This is a genomic window from Streptomyces venezuelae, assembly GCF_008642355.1.
GTDB classification, from domain to species: domain Bacteria; phylum Actinomycetota; class Actinomycetes; order Streptomycetales; family Streptomycetaceae; genus Streptomyces; species Streptomyces venezuelae_B.
Genome location: NZ_CP029193.1, coordinates 244,229 through 262,939 on the forward strand (window position 1 = coordinate 244,229; position 18,711 = coordinate 262,939).

The 18,711-nt window shown below is 72.0% G+C and carries 14 protein-coding genes; 2 read left to right on the forward strand and 12 right to left on the reverse strand.

Going from position 1 to position 18,711, the window contains the following annotated elements; translation table 11 throughout:
* Positions 1 to 77: 77 nt before the first annotated feature.
* Both DEJ47_RS01065 and DEJ47_RS01070 read right to left on the reverse strand, forming a co-directional pair.
* A complete protein-coding gene (locus DEJ47_RS01065) occupies positions 78 to 959 on the reverse strand; it encodes a LysR family transcriptional regulator (protein ID WP_150164039.1) in 882 nt (293 codons plus the stop codon).
* Positions 960 to 1,030: 71 nt separating this feature from the next.
* Complete coding sequence (locus tag DEJ47_RS01070; protein WP_150164040.1) at positions 1,031 to 1,726, reverse strand: PepSY domain-containing protein; 696 nt, start codon at positions 1,724 to 1,726, stop codon at positions 1,031 to 1,033.
* A 364-nt stretch (positions 1,727 to 2,090) separates the two neighbouring features.
* Between DEJ47_RS01070 and DEJ47_RS01075 the strand changes: the two genes are divergently transcribed.
* Positions 2,091 to 2,597: a hypothetical protein gene (locus DEJ47_RS01075; RefSeq protein ID WP_223828184.1), complete on the forward strand. Its 507-nt coding sequence runs from the start codon at positions 2,091 to 2,093 to the stop codon at positions 2,595 to 2,597.
* Between the two features lie 44 nt (positions 2,598 to 2,641).
* Positions 2,642 to 4,576 carry a YncE family protein gene (locus DEJ47_RS01080; protein ID WP_150164041.1) on the forward strand — a complete coding sequence of 645 codons (1,935 nt, stop codon included), beginning with the start codon at positions 2,642 to 2,644 and terminating at the stop codon, positions 4,574 to 4,576.
* Between the two features lie 83 nt (positions 4,577 to 4,659).
* On the opposite strand, the gene secD is transcribed toward DEJ47_RS01080, so the two are convergent.
* From secD to DEJ47_RS01130, 10 genes are all read right to left on the reverse strand, one after another.
* Positions 4,660 to 6,999 (reverse strand): protein translocase subunit SecD, encoded by a 2,340-nt coding sequence (gene secD, locus DEJ47_RS01085; RefSeq protein ID WP_150164042.1) that lies wholly within the window; start codon positions 6,997 to 6,999, stop codon positions 4,660 to 4,662.
* Positions 7,000 to 7,118: 119 nt separating this feature from the next.
* Positions 7,119 to 7,490 carry a hypothetical protein gene (locus DEJ47_RS01090; RefSeq protein WP_150164043.1) on the reverse strand — a complete coding sequence of 124 codons (372 nt, stop codon included), beginning with the start codon at positions 7,488 to 7,490 and terminating at the stop codon, positions 7,119 to 7,121.
* 112 nt (positions 7,491 to 7,602) lie between these two features.
* Positions 7,603 to 8,670 carry a LacI family DNA-binding transcriptional regulator gene (locus DEJ47_RS01095; protein WP_150164044.1) on the reverse strand — a complete coding sequence of 356 codons (1,068 nt, stop codon included), beginning with the start codon at positions 8,668 to 8,670 and terminating at the stop codon, positions 7,603 to 7,605.
* 81 nt (positions 8,671 to 8,751) lie between these two features.
* Positions 8,752 to 9,624 carry an ROK family protein gene (locus DEJ47_RS01100; protein WP_150164045.1) on the reverse strand — a complete coding sequence of 291 codons (873 nt, stop codon included), beginning with the start codon at positions 9,622 to 9,624 and terminating at the stop codon, positions 8,752 to 8,754.
* Positions 9,621 to 11,354, reverse strand: coding sequence for a class I mannose-6-phosphate isomerase (locus DEJ47_RS01105; RefSeq protein WP_150164046.1), 1,734 nt, complete (start codon positions 11,352 to 11,354; stop codon positions 9,621 to 9,623). The genes DEJ47_RS01100 and DEJ47_RS01105 overlap by 4 nt, the downstream gene beginning before the upstream one ends.
* Positions 11,355 to 11,402: 48 nt before the next feature.
* Complete coding sequence (locus DEJ47_RS01110) at positions 11,403 to 14,594, reverse strand: glycoside hydrolase family 38 C-terminal domain-containing protein (protein ID WP_150164047.1); 3,192 nt, start codon at positions 14,592 to 14,594, stop codon at positions 11,403 to 11,405.
* 33 nt (positions 14,595 to 14,627) lie between these two features.
* Positions 14,628 to 15,440 carry a carbohydrate ABC transporter permease gene (locus DEJ47_RS01115; RefSeq protein ID WP_150164048.1) on the reverse strand — a complete coding sequence of 271 codons (813 nt, stop codon included), beginning with the start codon at positions 15,438 to 15,440 and terminating at the stop codon, positions 14,628 to 14,630.
* A 9-nt stretch (positions 15,441 to 15,449) separates the two neighbouring features.
* Positions 15,450 to 16,427 (reverse strand): carbohydrate ABC transporter permease, encoded by a 978-nt coding sequence (locus DEJ47_RS01120; RefSeq protein ID WP_150164049.1) that lies wholly within the window; start codon positions 16,425 to 16,427, stop codon positions 15,450 to 15,452.
* Positions 16,424 to 17,710, reverse strand: coding sequence for an ABC transporter substrate-binding protein (locus tag DEJ47_RS01125; RefSeq protein WP_150164050.1), 1,287 nt, complete (start codon positions 17,708 to 17,710; stop codon positions 16,424 to 16,426). Before DEJ47_RS01125 ends, DEJ47_RS01120 begins: the two co-directional genes overlap by 4 nt.
* Positions 17,711 to 17,767: 57 nt before the next feature.
* Complete coding sequence (locus DEJ47_RS01130; protein WP_150164051.1) at positions 17,768 to 18,628, reverse strand: aminoglycoside adenylyltransferase family protein; 861 nt, start codon at positions 18,626 to 18,628, stop codon at positions 17,768 to 17,770.
* Positions 18,629 to 18,711: the final 83 nt, after the last annotated feature.

Sequence of the window (18,711 nt, forward strand, 5' to 3'; positions counted from 1 at the left end):
GGGCGTGTTCGAGCGTCCAAGACGCTCTGCCGATCTGCCTTATAGGGCACGCCTATGTCCCGGCTCGTCGCGTGCGCCTACGGGCACTCGGCGAGGGCGCACGTGAGGAAGGTCCGGGCGGCCGGTGACTGCTCGGCCCTGCGGCTCACCAGCGCGATGCGCAGGGTCGTCCGGGGCTCGATGTCCAGGACCAGCGCGCCGGCACGCTCGGCGGCCGTGCGCCAGGACTCCGTGACGACGGCGAGGCCGACCCCGGCGAGGACCAGCGGCAGGATCGCCACGCGGTGCTCGGTCTCCGCGGCGACGGCGAAGTCGATGCCGCGCTCGCGGAGACCGTCGACGTAGGCGCGCATGCCGGTGCCCCGCTGCCCGACGATCAGCCGATGACCCGCCAACTCCTCGCGGGCCACCGGGCGGCCCACGGGGAAGGGCCCGTCGGGCGGGGTGACCAGGACGAAGCGCTGCTCGCCCACGTCGTGCGAGAGCACCGCCTTGTCGGCGAGGGGGCCGGACGTCGCGAGGAGGCCCAGTTCGGCGGCGCCGGTGCGGACCATGTCGATGACGTCGCGCGAGGTGAACGCCGCCCGGATGTTGACGGACACGCCGGGGTGGCGGCCGGTGAAACGGCGGATCATCGTGGTGAGGGGTTCCACCGCCTGGGAGGGCATGGCGGCGATGTCGAGCCGGCCCTCGCGCAGTTCGTGCACCGCGGCGACGCTGGCACGGGCCGTGGCCAGGCTGCGTACGGCCGCACGGGCGGGTTCGATCAGCGCCGTGCCCGCCTCGGTGAGCACGGCGCGGCGGCCGATGCGGTGGAACAGGCTGCTGCCGAGGTCCCGTTCCAGCGCACGGACCGCCTGGGACAGCGACGGCTGGGAGAGGTAGAGGGCCGACGCCGCCCGATTGAAACCGCCGTGGTCGACGATCGCGAGGAAGTACTCCAGCTGACGAACATCCATGCGCCCATCCTCGCGCCGGTGTCACGGCGGCACGGGTACGAGGTTCCGTGCGGAGTCGGGCCGGTCAGGTGTCAGTCCCGGTCGACGTGCTCCCGGACGATCTTGCGGTTGGCCGCGTCGATGTCGTACGTCGTCTTGTTCCAGTCGTCGGTCGTGACGACGTCGACGGACCACAGCACCGTGTCGCCCTTGTCGGAGTCGTCGAGCTCCACCGAGGTGACGGTGCCCTTCTTCTTGTCCGTGGCGGTCTGCGCGGCCTGCTGCGCGGTGACGGTCGCCTTCTTCAGCCAGTCCGCGAGCTCGCGCTTGTCGTCCTGGTCCTGGTCGTTGTCGGCCCGCGCCTGCCCGGCCTTGCCGGTGACCGCGTCGACGTCGACGTCGTGGGTGGCGCCGTCCGCGGTCGCCACCTCGGCCTTCCAGACCGGTTTGTCCGGCGTGCCCTTGAGCTCGATGGAGACGGGCTTCGCCTTGTCGACCGTCGCGATCGCCGCGTCCAGCGCCTTGTCGTAGCCGACCTTGGCCTTCGGGACGAGTTCCTTGCGCTCGCGTTGGTCGTCCGTGAGGCCGCCCCCGTCGGACGACGGGGAGGACGAGGGCGAGGCCGCCCGCCCGGCCGTGGAGGTGTCGGTCTGCGTGTTGTCGCCGTCGTCGTTGCCGCAGCCGACGAGCAGCGCTCCTGCCGCGGCGGCGACACAGATGAGGCCCGTGCTCCGGGTGCGCGCGGGGCGACCGCGCCGGACGGCGGTTGCGTTTCGTTTTGTGACCATATGGCCACGTTAAGCGACTCGGCCGTCCGCCACCTGCGGAGGCCGTCCACGTACCGCCTCGTCGTGTGGGCGCGTGCCGAGACTGGCGAGGACTCACCCCGCTCTGCAGTTCGACGCCGCCCGGACGCCGCCCCGGCGACCGAGCGAGCGACGGCCCTGCCCCGGCCCTTTGCGGGTCCAGGGCGGGCCATTTCGGCCCGGGGAGCGGGCCGTCTCCGTACGTCACGCGAGGTAAAACACCGGTCGAGGATGGAATTTCGGCCGACATCGCGGCCCGAATAAACGTTACGGCCGCCCCAGGGGCAGGTGATGGGCACCATGAGTGAATCGGAGCCGGATGGGCGCATTGCCTCGGGGGTAGGCAGTGACCACGACTGAAGGGGAGACCATGTCTTTCAAGAACATCTTCGAGGGTGGCGGAAGTGAAGCCCGGTCCGCCGAGGAGTCTGCTCAAAAGGTGTCCCAAAACATCCCGGGGGCCCGGCCCGAACGGGAAGGGGTCGACCCGGAACTGTACGACGGAATTCCGGAGGTCGAGCGCGACCCGAAAATCGTGCGTGAGACATCGCCGGAGGCGCTCCGCATCATGGACGGCTTCCTCTCCCCGCTGTTCCGAAGGACCGGTTCGGCAGCCGCCGAACAGCGGGCCACCTGCGAGGATCCCGCGTCGACGAGCAGTATGGCGTCCTCGGCCGAGGGCGAGACGTCCAAGAAGGTTAAGGCGGAGATCAAGGACGAGGACCGGCCGGGCGTCAAGGCCGAGGACCTGCAGAGGATGAGCGACGAAGAGATGGAGGAAATGCGCAGGAAGAACGCCGAAGCGGCCGCGAAAGTCGAAAGGACCGACAGCACGCCGACCGAAGGTGCGTGACTTTCACATCGTTGAGTTCCGCGGGAAAGGGAGAGCCCAAGGATATGGCCGAAGCCAAAAAGAACAACGTGAGCACGGCTCATCTCGGCGAACGGTACATGCGCCACCCGTTGACCGGCCGAAATCTGAAAGAACTTGACGTCGCCACAAAGGCCCCCGCGATCCTGGAGCGGGACGGGGAGAAATTGAAGAGGAGGGCCGAGAGGAAAAATCCGGACGGTACGGACCGGTATGTCCACCCCACCGGGTTCTCCCTGAACAAGGGGCGCTTCCAGGAATTCCCCGAGGCGGAGGCCACGGCGCACGAGCGTGGCTGGACGGCCTACATGACGGTCGGTGTGCCGCTCGTCGAGGAGCGGGCCGACATCGCACAGCCCCCTCCTGACGTCATCTCCAAGCAGACGTACGTGAACCGGACCGACCCCGTCCCCACGAAGTGGTCGCACACGGTCGAGTTCTCGATCTCCAACACGATCAGCTGGTCGCTCCAGGGGCAGGTGCAGCTCACCTTCGGCGCGAAGGTCACCGCCTCGCTCCAGCAGCAACTGCAGAAGAGCATGGCGGCCAACCAGTCTCAGAAGACCACCCTCAAGAACAGCAAGGACAACCAGGGCGTCGACTCCGAGTCGCAGTCACAGTCGACCAGTACGACGACGGCCACGAGCACCGCCACCGGCACCGGCGAGCTGTCGGCGCAACTGATGCTGGGGATCACCGCGTCGGTCAGCGGCTCGCTGACCACCGCGTTCAAGACGTCGTCCACGCTGAGCGGTGAGGTCGGCAGCCGGGTGGACGTCCTGGCCACGCAGCGGCGCCAGGTGCGCAGGTTCGACTACGCATTCCCCGTCTCCTTCGGCGGGTGGGTCGCGCTCTCTTACCCCGAGCCGGTGGAGGTCAAAGAGACGCGCCCGGACGGCCCGCAGGCCAAGGAGCCGGCCTACGCGCAGGTCATCGCCTGGAAGCTCGGCGAGACCGGCGGAGCCCAGGACACCTTCGACCTGACGGACGAGGGCAGGCCGTTCCTGCAGCGGGGGGAAGCTGAGCTCGTCTCCACTCTCGCCGGGGTCCATGAAGTCTTCGAGCTGGAGAAACTCGAGTTCGACGGCAAGCTGCACCCTCTGCACAAGGCCTCCGGTGCGGCACAGGGAAGTTCTCGCAAGCCTCCCGTCACGCTCGCCGAAGGACTGGGCACGGCGGACGGCCTCGCGCTGGACCGGGCGAACCGGAAGGCGTACGTCACCGACCGGTACAACGGCGGCAGGCTGCTGAAGGTGGACCTCGCCGCCGACGTCCGCGACGGTGCCGGTGACCGCGACGGCATCGAATGGGTCCTGGTGACGCCGGGCCAGGTCAACGACGTGGCGCTGGATCCGGCGGGCAACCTGGCCTACCTCACCGACTACAGCGGCAAGCGCCTCTTCACGGTGGACCTGACCGACCGCACCGCCCCTCCGGTCGTGGTCGCCGAGGGCATGCACGCGTACGGCGTGGCCCTGGACCTGCCGGGCCGCCGGGCGTACGTCACCGACGTGGAGAAGGGCGAGTTGATCGAGTACGGCCTGACCGGCCGCCCGGCGGAGCGGCAGCGCACCTGGAAGGTGCCGAGGGCCGCCGGGGTGGCGCTGGCCGGGGGCAGGGCGTACGTCGGTCAGTACGACCTCGGCGGGCTGTACGAGGTCGACCTGACGGCGGACGGCGTCACGTCGCGCACCGTGGCCACCGGTCTCGGGTACAGCGTCCGCGTGGCGCTGGACGGCGCGGGCCGCGCGTACGTCTGCGACTCGGCGGGCGGCAAGGTGCACGAGGTCGTCGTGGCCGACGGCGAGGCCAAGGGACGGCATCGCGTGGTGGCCGACGGCCTGGGCAACGTGAGCGGCATCGGCTTGGACCGCGACGGCGGCCTGATCCACGTCAGCAATCGGCAGGGCAGGTTGCTGCGGATCTCCGGCGTACTGCCGGGCGCCCCGGCACCGTCGTAGCGGGGAGCGGCACCCGCGGGGTCCGGACCGCGCCCCACGGAAGCGGTCCCGGGGCCCCCGGCCGGAGCCCCGAGACCGGATTCTCAGACGACCGCGCCGGTCCCCCGCTCCTTCCTCCTGCGCGCCTCCAGAGGGCTGTATCCGTCGGGTGTGTCGCCCGAGCCGCTCGCGCGGGTCGGCCGGGAGGGCGGCGGTGCCGGGTTGCGGCGTTCGAGTGCGACGGCGATCGGGACGGCCGTGAAGACGGTCGAGGCCATGCCGACCAGGACCCCGGCGATCAGGGCCAGCGAGAAGTCCGCGAGGGAGTCGCCGCCGAGCACGGCGAGGGCGGTGAGGATGAACAGCGCGCCCATGCCCGTGTTCACGGTCCGCGGCAGCGTCTGCACGACGGCCTGGTTGGCGGTGGCCTCCAGGTCACCGCGCGGATCGCGGCGGCGCACCTCGCGCACGCGGTCGAAGACGACCACCGTGTCGTTGACCGAGTAGCCGATCACTGTGAGCAGGGCGGCGAGGAAGACGCTGTCGACGGGCTTGCCGAGCCAGGCGAACAGGCCCACCACCAGCAGCACGTCGTGGACCATCGCCGAGACGGCCGCCACCGCGAGGGTCCAGCGGAACCGCACGCTCAGGTAGATCAGTTGCGCCGCGACGGCGATACCGAGGGCGATGAGCGCCTTCTGACGCAGTTCGTCTCCGAGGCTCGGCCCGATCATCTCGTCGCGCTCGACGGTGACCGTGCCGCCGTGTTCCTGGAGGGCCTCCTTGACGCGGTGCTGTTCGGCGTCGGTCAGACGTTCCGTGCGTACGGAGATGTCGCCGTCCCCCGACTCCTGCACCACCGCGCGCGGGAAGCCCGCGTCGGACACGGCGCCGCGGGCGGTGTCGGCGTCGACGGGCCTGCTGGTGCTGTACTCGACGAGGCGGCCGCCGGTGAACTCGACGCCGAACTCCAGGCCGCGCAGCGCGATGCCCGCGACCGCCACGACGACCAGCAGGGCGCTGGCGCCGAGCCAGCGGCGCCGGTGGCGCACCAGGTCCGGTTTGCGGCGTGCCAGCCAGGTGCGGACGCGGCCCGTGGTGGCGATGCCCGTCAGGGCGGGCCGTTTGCGCACGAAGGGGCGGCTCACGGCGAAGTCGGCGAGGACGCGGGTGATGACCAGGGCCGTGACCATCGAGGCGAGCACGCCGATGGACAGGGTGACGCCGAAGCCCTTGACGGGTCCGGTGGCGAAGAAGAACAGCAGCCCCGCGGCGAGCAGCGTCGTCACGTTCGAGTCGACGACCGCGCTCCACGCCTTCGCGAAGCCGGTGCGCACGGGTTTGGCGAGGTCCGCGGAGCGGACGCCGAGGTATTCCTCCCGTGCGCGTTCGAAGACGAGCACGTTGGCGTCGACGGCCATGCCGATGGCCAGGACGAACCCGGCGAGACCGGGCAGGGTGAGCGTCGCGCCGAGTGCGACTAGGGCCGCGTACGAGATGAGGCCGTACAGCGCGAGGGCGAGGGCGGCGAGCGCGCCCATGAGCCGGTAGACGACGGTGATGAACAGGGCGGTCAGGGCGATGCCGATGACGGCGGCCGTGGCGCTCGCCTCGATGGCGTCGGCGCCGAGCGTCGCGCCGACGGTGCGCTGCTCGACGACGTCGACGGGGACCGGCAGGGCGCCGCCCTTGACGAGTGCGGCCAGGTCGCGAGCCTCGGACTGGCTGAAGTCGCCGGTGATCTGGGTGGTGCCGCCGGTGATGCCGGTCTTGCACGGTACGCCCTGGTTGACGCCCGGGGCCGAGATGATCTTGTCGTCGAGGGTGATGGCGACGCGGCGTTCGGGGGCGTTCTGCGGTGCGCAGGCCGCCTCGCCCGTGATCTTCGCCCAGGTGTCGCCCGCGTCCTTGCGGAAGTCGAGGGTGACGAGCCACCCGGCGAGGGACTGCTGGTCGAGGGTGGCCTGGGCGTCCTTGACGCCCTGGCCGGTGAGCGCGGTGGGTCCGAGCGTCAGGTAACTGCCCTTCCGGTCGGGGTCGGGCAGGGTCCGTGATCCGTCGGGGGCGGGCTTCGCCGTGCCCTTCTCGGCGGACTCCCCCGTGACGGGGTGGACGGTCAGCTGGGCGGTGCGGCCGATGACCTCGGCCGCCTTGCGCGGGTCCTGCACTCCGGGGAGTTCGACGATGATGCGCTTCTCGCCGGAGCGTGCGATGCCGGGTTCGGCGACGCCGAGCGCGTCGACGCGCTGCCTGAGGACTTCCAGGGCGCGGTCGGTGGACTCGGCGTCCGCCTTGGTGGTGGGCGAGTCCTTCGTCTCCAGGACGATCTGTGTGCCGCCGCGCAGGTCGAGGCCTAGGCGAGCGGACTGGGTGAGGGCGATGTAGAGGGACAGGGCGACGGCCGCGAGCGCGACGATCGCCCGCCACAGGGGCGCGCGGGACATGGGTTCTCCACGATGAGGGCCACGATGAGGGCAGGGCGGAAGGACGCGTGACGGGCCGTCGCACGCGCGGTGTGCGTATGTGCCGGGTCAGGCGTCGTGGAAGGTCTGCGTCTGCGTGCTCATCGCCGGGGCGGGCCGCGCGGTGCGGCCTGCGCTCCGGCCCCTCGTGGGGTGGCCGGGATGGCCTCGGGGCGGACGTCGGGTCCGCCGAGGGCGCGGTGCGGCGCCGTGTCGACCGCCGTGCGGGGTGGCCCCGCCGGCTGCGGTCCGGGCAGGTGCGCGTCGAGCCGGTGCGCGACGGTGACGTGGAGTGCCGGGACGTCGTGAGGAGCGGTCTGTTTCTCCGCGTGCGCCACGGCGGTGTGCCGGGCGAGCGGCCCGTCCGCCGGTGTCCCGTGCGCCGCCGCGGAGGGGACGAACAGGGCAAGGACGGTGACGACGAGGGAGACGGCGGATGCGGCGAGGCGCGCGGAACGGCTTGGCTGCGACACGCGTGCCCCCGTCCCCTCGGCTCTTCACGTCAGCTCCTCGGGTGCGCACGGCGTGGCCCCGCCCTGCTCAACGTACGGTCCACCGCGTTTCGTTCCGCTCCCGTACGGTGCCTCACATCCCGTACTCCACCAGGTGGGTGGGCACCACGATCTCGCGCGGCCCGGTGGGCGCGGCCCGGTCGTGCAAGCGGTCGGCGAGGAGCCGGCCCGCCGCGCGCCCGAGTTCGTCGGTGTCGTAGGCGACGAGTGTGAGGGGCAGGCCGAGCGCGTCGGCGAGTTCGAAGTCGTCGAACCCGGCGAGGGCGACGTCGGCGCCGCCCGCTTCTCTCAGCGCCCGGAACGCCCCTATCGTGTTCCGGTTGTTGGAGCAGAACAGCGCGGTCGGGGGTGTGGGCAGCGCGAGGAGCTCGGCGGCGGCGCGCGTCGCCTGCCGCGGTTCCGTCTGCCCCTGGCGTACGAGATGTGTGTCGAGGGCGAACCCGGCCTCGGCGAGCGCCGCCGCGTAGCCGCGGAGCCGTTCGGTGCCGGTGTGGACGGCGGGCGGCGAGCCGAGGAAGCCGATGCGGTGGTGACCGCGCTCCAGGAGGCGGGCCGTCGCGGCGTGGGCTCCGCCGAAGTCGTCGACCAGGACACAGTCCGCCGCGAAGCCCTCGGGCGGGCGGCTGGCGAGGACGACGGGCACGCCGTCGGCCACGGCCGCGGCGAGGTGCCGTTGGTCGGCGCCCGCGGGCACCGCGATGATCCCGTCGACGCGCCGGGCCACCAGGTCGGCGAGGAGTTCCCGTTCGGCTTCGAGGTCCTGGCCGGTGTTGCCGATGACGGTCTTCAGCCCGTGCTCGCCGACCACGGAGTCCACGCCGAGGGCGAGGCGTGAGTAGAAGGGGTTGGCGAGGTTGGTGACGACGAGTCCGACGAGTCCGGTGCCGCGGCCGAGCCGGAGACTGCGCGCGACCTCGTTGGGCCGGTACCCGAGTGCGTCGGCCGCGGCCCGCACGCGCGCGCGGGTGGCGGGCAGCACCTGCGGATCGTCGCGCAGCACCCGCGACGCCGTCATCGCGCTGACCCCGGCGCGCTCGGCGACGTCCCGGAGGGTGGGCTGCCCGCGATGCGCGTCGCGTGGAAGGCGATCACGGGCGTCGCGCGCCGCCCGGGCGCTCTGCGGGTCATGCGGTGCGGGCATGGTGCGGATCCTTCCCGTTTGTCCCGTGTGCCGTTCCGGCGTGGCGCGGCGGCGCGTCCGTGCGCCGGTGGCGACCGGCTTTCAGCGCACCGCCGCCACGTGCGCCGCCGCTCCGACCAGGGCCGCGTCCTCGCCCAGCCCTGCGGGGCGGAGCGTGACGGGAGTATCTCCCAGGCCGGCGCGGAGTGCGGGGCGAAGGAGGTCCCAGGAGGCGGCCATCGCGCCGCCGACGACGAGAACGGTCGCCTCGAAGTCGCGCAGGCGCGGGGCGAGTACCGCGCCGAGCGTCGTGAACGCCTCGTCGAGGACGCGTCGTGCCCGACGCTCCCCCGCCCGCGCCCGGCCCGCGATGTCGCTCACGTCCAGGGCGGGGTCGAGGGGCGCATCCTCGCCGCCGTAGTGTGCCAGGATCGCGCGGCGCGACACCGTGTCCTCCAGCGGTCTGCCGCCCGCATCGACGAGGTCGATGCGGCCCTGTGGGGGGATGCCGGGGCCTTCGTGCCGGGCGCGGCCCGCCACCATGAAAGCCGAGCCCACGCCCGTGCCGAGGGTGATGCCCGCGCAGCGTTCGTGGCCACGTGCCGCGCCGGAGCGCCATTCGCCGAGGAGGAAGGCGTGTGCGTCGTTGAGGAAGACCGCGTGGGCGGGGCGCGGCCACACCGCGTCGAGGAGGACCGCGCGTACGTCGACGCCGTACAGGTCGTCGAACTTGCCGACGCCGGCGAAGCGCGCGATGCCCTTGTCGTGGTCGAAGGGGCCGGGGACCGCGACGCCCCACACCTCCCCGGCGGGCGCGTCCAGCTCCCCGGCGCAGCGGACGAGCGCGCCGAGGACGTGCTCGGCCGAGCCACGCGCGCGTACCGGCTCGCGCACCCTGCGCAGCACGGTCGCCGTGCCGGGGTCCGCGAGGGCCGCGGTGACGTGGGTGCCGCCGAGTTCGAGGACGGGTCTCACGGGTCGCCCCGTGAACCGGTCCGGCTGTCCGGCTCCTCGCGGACCAGCGCCTTGACGACCTTGACCGGGGATTCGCCGACGGCGGCGAGCCGGTAGCGGCCGACGGCCGCGGGCACCGTCAGCGTCTCCGAGCGGAACAGCGTGTGTCGCTCCCCCGCCTCCGTGTGGAGCATGACGCCTTCGCCCTCCACCACGTTGAGGACGTGGAAGCGGCCCGCGGTGTCGTCGTCGGTCTCGGCGCCCACGTCGAGGGCGTGGCGCCGCACCTCGTAGAACATCTCGTCCAGCGCGCCCAGGAGTTCCTCGCGCCGGCCCCGTCCCTCGCGCAGGGTGCGCGGTTCCTGGACCAGGTCCTGCGCGACGGCGTCGCCGCGTCGTTCGGTCTCCAGGTTGGCGAGGCCGTGTTCGTAAGGGAGTGGGCGGGGGCGGCCGTCGGCGTCGGGGCGCAGCCAGTCGTAGAAGCGCAGGGAGTAGAGGTACGGCGTGGCGCTGATCTCCAGGACGACGTTACCCGCGCCGGAGGCGTGCGGTGTGCCCGCCGGGATCATGAAGAGGCGGCCCTGTTCGGCGGGGAACGTCATGACGTGGTCCTCGGGGTCCATCGGCACCCCGTCGTGCGCGGCCTCCTCGATCTCCTTGCGGAAGAGGTCCAGGTCGACGTCCTCGCGCAGGCCCAGGAAGACGCGGGTGTCCGGGCTGCCGACGGTCATGTAGTACGTCTCGTGCTGGGTGTAGGACCAGCCGAACCGCTCCTTCATGTACCGCGCCTTGGGGTGGCAGTGCACGGACAGGTTGCCGCCGCCCAGCGTGTCGAGGTAGTCGAAGCGGATCGGGAAGGAGGTGCCGAAGCGGGCGGCCACCGGCGGGCCGAGCATCGCTTCGGGGTGCAGGACACACAGCAACTGGAAGGGCACTTCGGCTTGTTGGCCGGGGTGCGTGCCGATGAGGACGCCCGCTTCGGGGGCGATGAGTTCGTAACCGAGCGCGGTGTTGCGGGTAGTGGGGTCGAAGCCGAGCCGGTCCTGGGCCCAATGCCCTCCCCAGGGAGTCGAGTTGAAGTAGGGGCGGGTGCGCACGGGTCGGCGGGCGAGGCCTTCGAGGGTGGCGCGGAGCCCGGTGCCGTCGATGTATGTGGGGCGGCCGGGGTGCTGTAGGTCGAGCCATGCGTCGAGGCGGGGTGCGAGGGAGTCCCGGTGGCGGTCGAGCATGGGCCAGTCGACGTAGAAGAGCCGTCGCAGGCTTCCCGGATCGCCGGGGAGTCCGAGGTTGCGTCCCCTACCGGCGGCGACGGCCGCCTCGGCGTGCCGTTTGGGCAGGTCGGCGTACCAGAGCACATCGTGCGGGAGAAGTGCGGCGCCGGGGCCGTGGACGAGGAGCACCTCGCGGCCCTGCGGCGGGCGTGGCCGGGGAAGCTCGTCGAAGAGGTCGTGCAGGGGGTTCTCCGCGAGCTTGGCATAGTACGGGTCCCTGGTGTCCGCGGCGGATTCGGTGCGGCGGAGCACTTCGGAGGGCGGCGTGTGGTGGGCGCGCAGGTCGAGGGCGCGCACGGTGGTGCCGCGTGCGGTCAGTTCCCCGGTGAGCCGTGCGGCGAGGTCGTCCCAGGCCGCGGTCGGAGGGCCGTCCACGGCGACGGTGGCGGGGCCCGTCGGCAGGCGCGCGGCGACGGCCTGCCAGCCGGTGGCGAGGACGGCTCCGGGCGCGGGCGGGTGGCGCGGGTCGAGCCGGTACACACGTTCTCCTTCGTGCGGACAGGACATGCGGATTGCGGGGGCCCGGGGTCAGGGCCGTACGAGGAGCACGGCCGTCGTGCCGAGCGCCGGCACGTCGAGGGTCGTTCCGTCGTCCGTGCGGGACAGCGGTTCGGCCGCGGTGCCGAGGTAGTCCGCCCGGTGCGCGGCGGTGACCGGGAAGCGGGTGCGGATACGGCAGGTCAGGGGCTTTTCCGCGAACGACTGGAGGCGCAGCAGGACGTGGCCGGGTCGCGGTGTGGTGGCGCCGACGAGCCGGACGCGCGGGTCGTCGATGTCGACGAAGGAGTGGGTGTCGGGCAGGTCCGGCGCGCCGTCCGAGCTCCCCCGGGCCCGGACGGCGCGCATCGGGCGGCTCCAGGCGGCGGCCGTCTGTGGCCCCAGGCCGCCGGCACGGGAACCGCTGGTACGGGAACTGCTGGCCAGGCTGTAGCGGTAGGTGAATTCGAAGCCCTGCCGACTGGGGAAGTTGGTGTCCCAGAGGTTGTTGTGGATCCAGGAGAAGACGGTGGCGGGCTCGTCGTGGCCCATGGTCTTCGGGAACGGCGCGTAGGGCAGGGCGATGTTGCCGAACTGGACGAGCGGCGCGTCCTGCGTCGACCAGGCCACCGTCAGCTCGTCGTCGCCGAGCGTCACCCAGCGGCGCACCGCCCGCATGTGCAGCGCGGAGCCGGGCACGACGGGCAGCCCGGTGCCCGTGACGCCGCCCGTCGCCTCCATGCGGACGACCGGGTCGTCGAAGGCGAACGGGAACGCGAAGTAGGCGCTCTCCTTGCCGAGTCGGGCGTCCTTGTCGAGGCGGTTCTCGATGTCGATGCGGGGCACGCCGTGCCGGAGGGTGAGCGTGGTGCGCAGCCGGTTGGCGCCCGCGGGGCGGGTCTCGTAGGTGAGGGACTCGGCGGTGGGTGTGGAGCGGCGGGCGATGAGCGCGGCGGGCGGGGGGACGGCGCGGGTGCCGAGGTGTTCGAGGCGGTCGGACGCCGTGGTGCGGCTGGAGTTGTGGTTGAAGGCGCCCGCGGTGGTGTAGCTGTCGTGGAGGTAGCCGTTGAAGCCGGTGATGGCGTCCTGGCGGACGAGTTCGCGGCCGGACCTCTTGTCGGTGATGGAGGCGACACAGGCGTGCGCGAGGTCGACGCGGACCATGAAGTACTCGTTCTCCAGGAGAGTCGGGTCGGGGTGCGCGAGGGCCTCGGCCGCGGTGTCCGCGGGGTCCTCCCTCTCGGTGCCACCGGTGGGGTTCCAGCCGGTGGCGGTCTTCACCGTCGTGCTCCGCCGTTCCTCGTGGGGCTCCGCGGCAGTGGCGAGGACGTCGAGGCGCACCGTACCGGCGGGCGGCACGTCGTCGACGCGGACGAGGAGGAAGCGGCCCGCGTCGCGGTGGTCGTCGTTGGTCTGCGGCCGCTCCTCGTAGGGGAGCAGGCGTCCGTCGCGTGCGTCGCGGACGGTGACGCGCCGCTCCGGCGGCACGGTGCTCTCGGGCAGGAAGATGTGGACGACGTCGGTGCGCGGCCAGGAGCAGGTGTTGACGACGTGGTACGTCGCCGCCGCGTCCGGGGCCGCGGCGAGCCGCTGTCCGAGGCGGGCGCTCGCGCGGGCGAGGAGCGCGTTGCCGTCGTCGTGGGCGCGCATCGCCTGCCCGTACTTCCAGTGCCACTGGTGCTCCCCGGAGTGGCCGCCCTCGTCGCCGTGGGTCCATGGGTCGCCGGCGCCCCAGGTGTGCTCGTCGAAGAGCGACACCGCTTCGTAGACCCCGGCGGCGTCCCTGCTGTCGTCCTCGGCCCCCGTGGCGCCGAGGAGGGCGGCGAACGTGCCGATGGTCTGGGCGTCGGCGACCACGGACTGGGCGGTCCTGGCCAGGGACAGCGGGCGCGCACCGGAGCCGATGCCGTCGACCCACCAGTCGGTCCAGTCGCCCTCGAAGGTGCGGATCTCGTCGCCGAGCCCGGCCTCGGCGTCGGTGAAGAAGTCCTCGTTGCGGGAGAGGCGCAGCCGCGGGTAGGCCCAGGTGTCGTTCCAGCGGCGGACGGTGTCGGCGATGATGCGGCGGGGCGGCGCGTTGTCGCCGAACTTGCCCTGGACGCGCAGGTGGAGGATGTCCCAGGGGTAGGGCTCGCGTTTGACCTCGGTGTGGTCCATGGCCCAGCCGAAGATGCCGCCGCGGTAGGGGTAGGGGTGGGTGGCGAGGGAGGTCAGGTAGGCGGGGAGCAGGTCGTCGACGTCTTCGTAGTCCGTGTCGAAGCCGAGGAGCGGGCCCTCCATGTAGGCGAGGCCGTGCGGGGTGTCGGTGACCCAGACCAGGACGCTGTTGCCGCTCGGTGCGCGCCACCGGAAGAGGCGGGGCAGTTTCTCGCCGCCGACCAGGTGGGGGACGGAGCGTCCGGCCCAGTTGTGCGCCACGGACAGGTACTTGACGCCCGCCGCGGCGAGGGCGTCGACGAGGCCGACGACCGCGCCGGGCACATCGGTCTGCATGGCGGAGGTCAAGTCGACGCCGTGTGCGTCGCGGACGGTGCGGGCGAGGCGCAGGAGTTCGTGCAGTTCGTCCGTGGAGCAGGTCTCGGTGTGCAGGTTGAACGGCAGCGCGGTCAGCTCGATGCGCCCCTCGCGGACCCGTCGTACGAACTCCTCGACCTGTTCGGCCGGACGCGCCGCGGCCCACTGCTGGAACGACCACAACGACTCGACGCACCACCGGAACTGGGATTCGGCGGGCCAGTCGTCGGTGGCGCGGGTGAGTTCCAGGCAGGAGTCGAGGAACGACAGGTGCTCGGCGAGGACGCGGCCCTGGGGGTCGGTGTAGCCGATGTCGAGGTGGGAGTGGTGGACGAGGTGGAGGGTCCAGCGGCGCTGGGGGGTCAGGCGGACGTCGATGCCGTCCCGCGCGCCGGGGACGCCGACGGTGACGCGGGCCGGTGCGTCGACGGCGGGCAGCAGCAGCCGTACGGAGCGGCCGGGCCCCGGGACGCGCTCGCAGCGCAGGGCGGTTCCGGTGTCGGTGCGTACCCCCAACTCCCCCGGAGCCACCCTGCCGTCGACGGTCTCGACTCTCAGGGACTGGAGGAGGGTGCCGTCGTCGGCGTACCGCATCAGGGGTTCCTCGGTGAGCCGCAGGACGGTGCCGTCGGCGAGCGTTCCCTCGGCGCTCACGACGTCGGCGCGCAGGCTCTCGCGGATCCGGTCGTTGTCCCAGTCGGTGGTGCGGACCAGAGCCCGTGTCGTCATGCGGATCTCTCCCGGGGCAGGGGGCGTGTCGGGTCAGCGGGTGGATGCGGTGATGCCGCGCAGGAACAGGCCGCGGAACATCAGGAAGAGGAGCAGGGTCGGCACGGACACGATGAGCGCGCCGGCCAGGATGACGGGCGGTCCCGTGGACGCGTAGGCGTTGTTGAGGGTGGTCAGGGCGGCCATGACGGGCTGTACGTCGGGGCTGCGGCTGAGGGTGATGCCGAGGAGGAGGTCGTTCCAGACGGCGGTGAACTGGAAGACGAAGGCCGCGCCGAGTCCCGCCTTCATCAGCGGCACGTGGATGCGCCAGAAGATCCGCCCGAACGACGCGCCGTCGATCAGCGCCGCCTCGGTCAGCTCGGGCGACATGGTCGTCAGCTGGTTGCGCACGAGGAAGAACGCGAAGGGCACGGCCCATGCCGCGTACACGAGCATCAGGCCGATCCTGGTGTCGTACAGGCCTGCGTCCGCGTAGAGGCCGAAGAGCGGCGCGAGGAACATCTGCAGCGGGAACAGAGTGCCGGAGTAGATCAGCCAGAACCAGAACGCGGGCCGTGGGATGGGCAGGACGACGACGGCGAACGCCGCCATGGCCGCCACGAGGACGGCGACCAGGCCGCACACGGCGGCGTAGAGCAGCGAGGCCTGGAAGCTGTCGCCGATGCCCGCCGCGTCCCAGGCGGTCCGCACGTTCTGCCACAGGTCGAAGCCCTGCACGGTCCACCCGGGTCTGCCCGCGTACTCGGCCGCGGGCGTCAGCGCGTTGACGACGAGCAGGTACAGCGGGATCAGCCAGAGCACCACGCATCCGGCGACGAACAGCGTGCGCACCGCGCGTCCCATGACGCCTCCTCAGCTCTTCGTCGGGCCGGTGTCGGGCATCTGGCGGCGCAGGTACATCCAGGACGAGGCGACGACGATCATGGAGAGGACGAGGGCGATCGCTGAGCCGTAACCGACGTGGAACAGCCGGAACGTCTCGCGGTACATGCTCAGCGCGAGGGTCTCGGAGGAGCGGGACGGGCCGCCCTTGGTGAGGATCCAGATCATGTCGAACGCCTTGAGGCTGTTCACGATGGCCATGCCGACCACCACGACGGTCACGGCGCGCAGTTGGGGCAGGGTGATGTGCCGGAACATGCGCCAGCCGCTCGCGCCGTCCAGTTCGGCGGCCTCGACGGTCTCGCGCGGGATGCCGCGCAGGCCGATGGCGAAGAGGACGACGTTCAGGCCGGTGGCCTGCCAGGTACTGGCGACGATCATCGCGAGGGTGTTCTGCGGCCACTCCAGGAGCCATGACTGCGCCCAGCCGTCCAGGCCGATGCCGCGCAGCACCTGGTTGACGGCGCCGTCTGACGTCAGCATGAAGTTCCACAGCACGGCGGTGGCCGCGCCCGAGATCGCGAACGGCAGCACGACGATCAGCTGCGCGATGCCGCCGAACCGCATGCGGTGGGTGGCGACGGCGATGAGGAGTCCGGCGAGGACGGGCAGGAGCAGGGTGCCGGCCACCCACATGAGGGTGTTGAGGACCGAACGGCCGAAGATCGGGTCGTCGGCGAGCCGGGCGTAGTTGTCGAGTCCGGTGTAGCTGCTGGTGAAGCCGTTGTCCTCGAAGAAGCTTCCGTAGACGCTGCGGAAGAACGGGTAGACGAGCAGGACACCGACGAGGGCGAAGGCGGGCAGCGCCCAGGGCAGGGCGGCGAGGGGGCCGCCGAGCCTGCCGCCGCCCGCCTTCGCGGCCTGGTGCGGGGTGCGGGTGGGCACCCTGCGGCGCACACGGACGGACTTCGCCGTCGTGCCGTGTGCCGGGGTCGCGGTCCCGGTCATGTCTCCTCCGCCTCCCGCCAGACCTGCCAGGCGTCGTCGGCGCGGTCCTGCATGGTGCGGAGCGTCTCGCGGTACGAGGACGGGTTCAGGAGGAAGCCGGCGAGGTCGTCGACGGTGGCCTCGACGAGTTCGGGCGGGCCCTGTTCCCAGAAGCGGTTGAGGAGCCACAGTCTGTCGCCGCGCACCTTTCTGGTCAGGCCGTCGACGACGGGGTTGGCGGCCTCGACCCGCGGGTTGGGGCAGCCGTCCTGGAGGGTGTGCGCGAACGCCTTCATGACGGTGGGGTGCAGCCAGGTGCCGGTGGCCTTCAGCGCCTCGGTGCGGTCGGGGCCCTTGACGGTGGCGACGAGGGCGCTGGACTCGAAGACGACGCCGGGGCGGGCGCCGGGGTCGGCCATGGGAAGCACGAACGCGTCGACGTTCTTGCCGGGTCTGCCGCCCGCGGCAGCGAGGGTGGAGCCGAGCCATGTGCCGCAGGCCACCATGCCCACGGTGCCGCGCACGAGGGCGGCGGCCGCGTCGGTGTGGCTCAGGTCCATGGGTGTGAACCAGTCCTTGTCGAAGAAGGAGGCGATGGTGCGCAGCGCGCGTTCGGCCCGTGGATCGGTGTAGCGCTCGCGGCCGTTCATCAGGTCCTGGTAGAAGCGCGGGTCCTGGCGGCTGAGGATCTCCTGGAACCAGATGAAGGAGGGCCAGCGGTCGGCCGCGGTGCCGTGCAGCGGTGTGACGCCCGCCTTCTTCAGGCGTTCGCACGCGCCGAGGAATCCGTCCCAGGTCTCCGGGGTGTCGATGCCGTGCTCGCGGAAGACCCGCGGGTTGTAGAAGATCACCCAGTAGGCGAGGTTCATCGGCAGGCCGTACACCCGTCGCCGGTAGGTGAACGCCTCCCGCAGCGACGGTTCCACCCAGCCCTTGGCGGCTGCCTTGTCCCACTGGCCCGTCAGGTCCTCGATGCCGCCGGTGCGTGCCAGGTCCTGGAGGCGGTAGCCGGACCAGTACTTGAGCATGTCCGGCGTCTTGTCGGTGCGCAGCGAGGACCGCACGATCTGCTCGAACGACTCGAGGGACGGGTTGACCTCGGGCACCAGGCGCAGCGCCGCGACGGACTTCATGGCCGCGCCCGCGGCGGTCATGGGCTTCTCCCAGGCGGCGCTGTCGCCGAGTACGGCGACCTCGCCCGAGGGCCGTCCCCCGGCGGTGGCGCAGGCGGTGGCGAGCGCCCCGGCCGCGGCGGCGGCGAGCAGGGTGCGGCGGTCCAGCGACGGGGGACGACTACCTGACATGGATGGCTCCCTCAGGTGTGCCTGCTGCCCGTTGTCGACGGCGACTCGTTGTTAGCGTTAACACGGGCGTCTTGGAGCTTCACCGGGGGTGCGTCGGATGTCAATGGGGCGGGTGCCGGTCGGAACGTGAACTCGCCCTGTGATCAACGGAGTGCAGGACGTCCGGGACAGCCGTTCGATCTCCCGGACGACATGCTGGGCGTGCGGTTCCACCTGTGGGAGGAGGTCGTCCCAGCGCTCCTCCCGCAGGCCGAGGTAGATGGCACGGGCGCGGGCAAGAACGGGCCGGTGCTCGGCGGGGACACGGGCGAGGACCCAGTCGGCCGCCGCGTCCTTGGACGTGATGTCGCCGGTCGCGAGGGTCGTCCAGATGCGGGCGAGGGTCAGCAGGACGTTGCGGGTGTCGGTGTCCAGCTCGGCGAGCAGGCCAGGGACGCCGGCGGCCATCGCCCGGTTCAGGTCGGCGCGCGGGACCGGGGCGAGGACGTGTTCCGGTGACGGCCCCCGGAGAACCGCCCTGCCGCGCAGCACCATCGTGAGCAGGAGCGCGAGGTCCGGGTCGGGTCCGGGCTCCGGAGTCAGGCCGCGCAGGTACGCGTCGCGCAGCCACTCCCCGTACTGGAACTCGCTGCGGGGAGGGTACGTCCAGGGGCGGATGTCGTCCTGGACGGCGACGGTCAGCTCGACGGGGCGCAGCGACTCGCCCGGGGCGCCGCTGCCGGAGAGGGCGAGCAGGCCGTCGGTGAGGGCCTGGCGCTGCCCCGCGGTGGTGGGGCGCCGCGCGAGGACGAAGAGGTCGAGGTCGCTGTGCGGGCGCAGTCCGCCGAGGACGGCCGAGCCGTGCGGGTAGACGCCCACGAGGTCGGCGTCGCCCAGTACGCCGCGCACCAGGCGCACCACGTCGTCGGTCTGCGTCACTCGTCGCTCCGTCCGTCCCGCGTCACTCGGCTCCGCCCCGCATCGTAGGCGTGCGGCGGGCCCGGCCGTACAGGCGACCGGGC

Bases quoted from the DNA above. Each gene is read 5' to 3' on its own strand.
- DEJ47_RS01065 (WP_150164039.1), bottom strand. From the start codon at position 959: ATGGATGTTCGTCAGCTGGAGTACTTCCTCGCGATCGTCGACCACGGC.
- DEJ47_RS01070 (WP_150164040.1), bottom strand. From the start codon at position 1,726: ATGGTCACAAAACGAAACGCAACCGCCGTCCGGCGCGGTCGCCCCGCG.
- DEJ47_RS01080 (WP_150164041.1), top strand. From the start codon at position 2,642: ATGGCCGAAGCCAAAAAGAACAACGTGAGCACGGCTCATCTCGGCGAA.
- secD (WP_150164042.1), bottom strand. From the start codon at position 6,999: ATGTCCCGCGCGCCCCTGTGGCGGGCGATCGTCGCGCTCGCGGCCGTC.
- DEJ47_RS01095 (WP_150164044.1), bottom strand. From the start codon at position 8,670: ATGCCCGCACCGCATGACCCGCAGAGCGCCCGGGCGGCGCGCGACGCC.
- DEJ47_RS01110 (WP_150164047.1), bottom strand. From the start codon at position 14,594: ATGACGACACGGGCTCTGGTCCGCACCACCGACTGGGACAACGACCGG.
- DEJ47_RS01115 (WP_150164048.1), bottom strand. From the start codon at position 15,440: ATGGGACGCGCGGTGCGCACGCTGTTCGTCGCCGGATGCGTGGTGCTC.
- DEJ47_RS01120 (WP_150164049.1), bottom strand. From the start codon at position 16,427: ATGACCGGGACCGCGACCCCGGCACACGGCACGACGGCGAAGTCCGTC.
- DEJ47_RS01125 (WP_150164050.1), bottom strand. From the start codon at position 17,710: ATGTCAGGTAGTCGTCCCCCGTCGCTGGACCGCCGCACCCTGCTCGCC.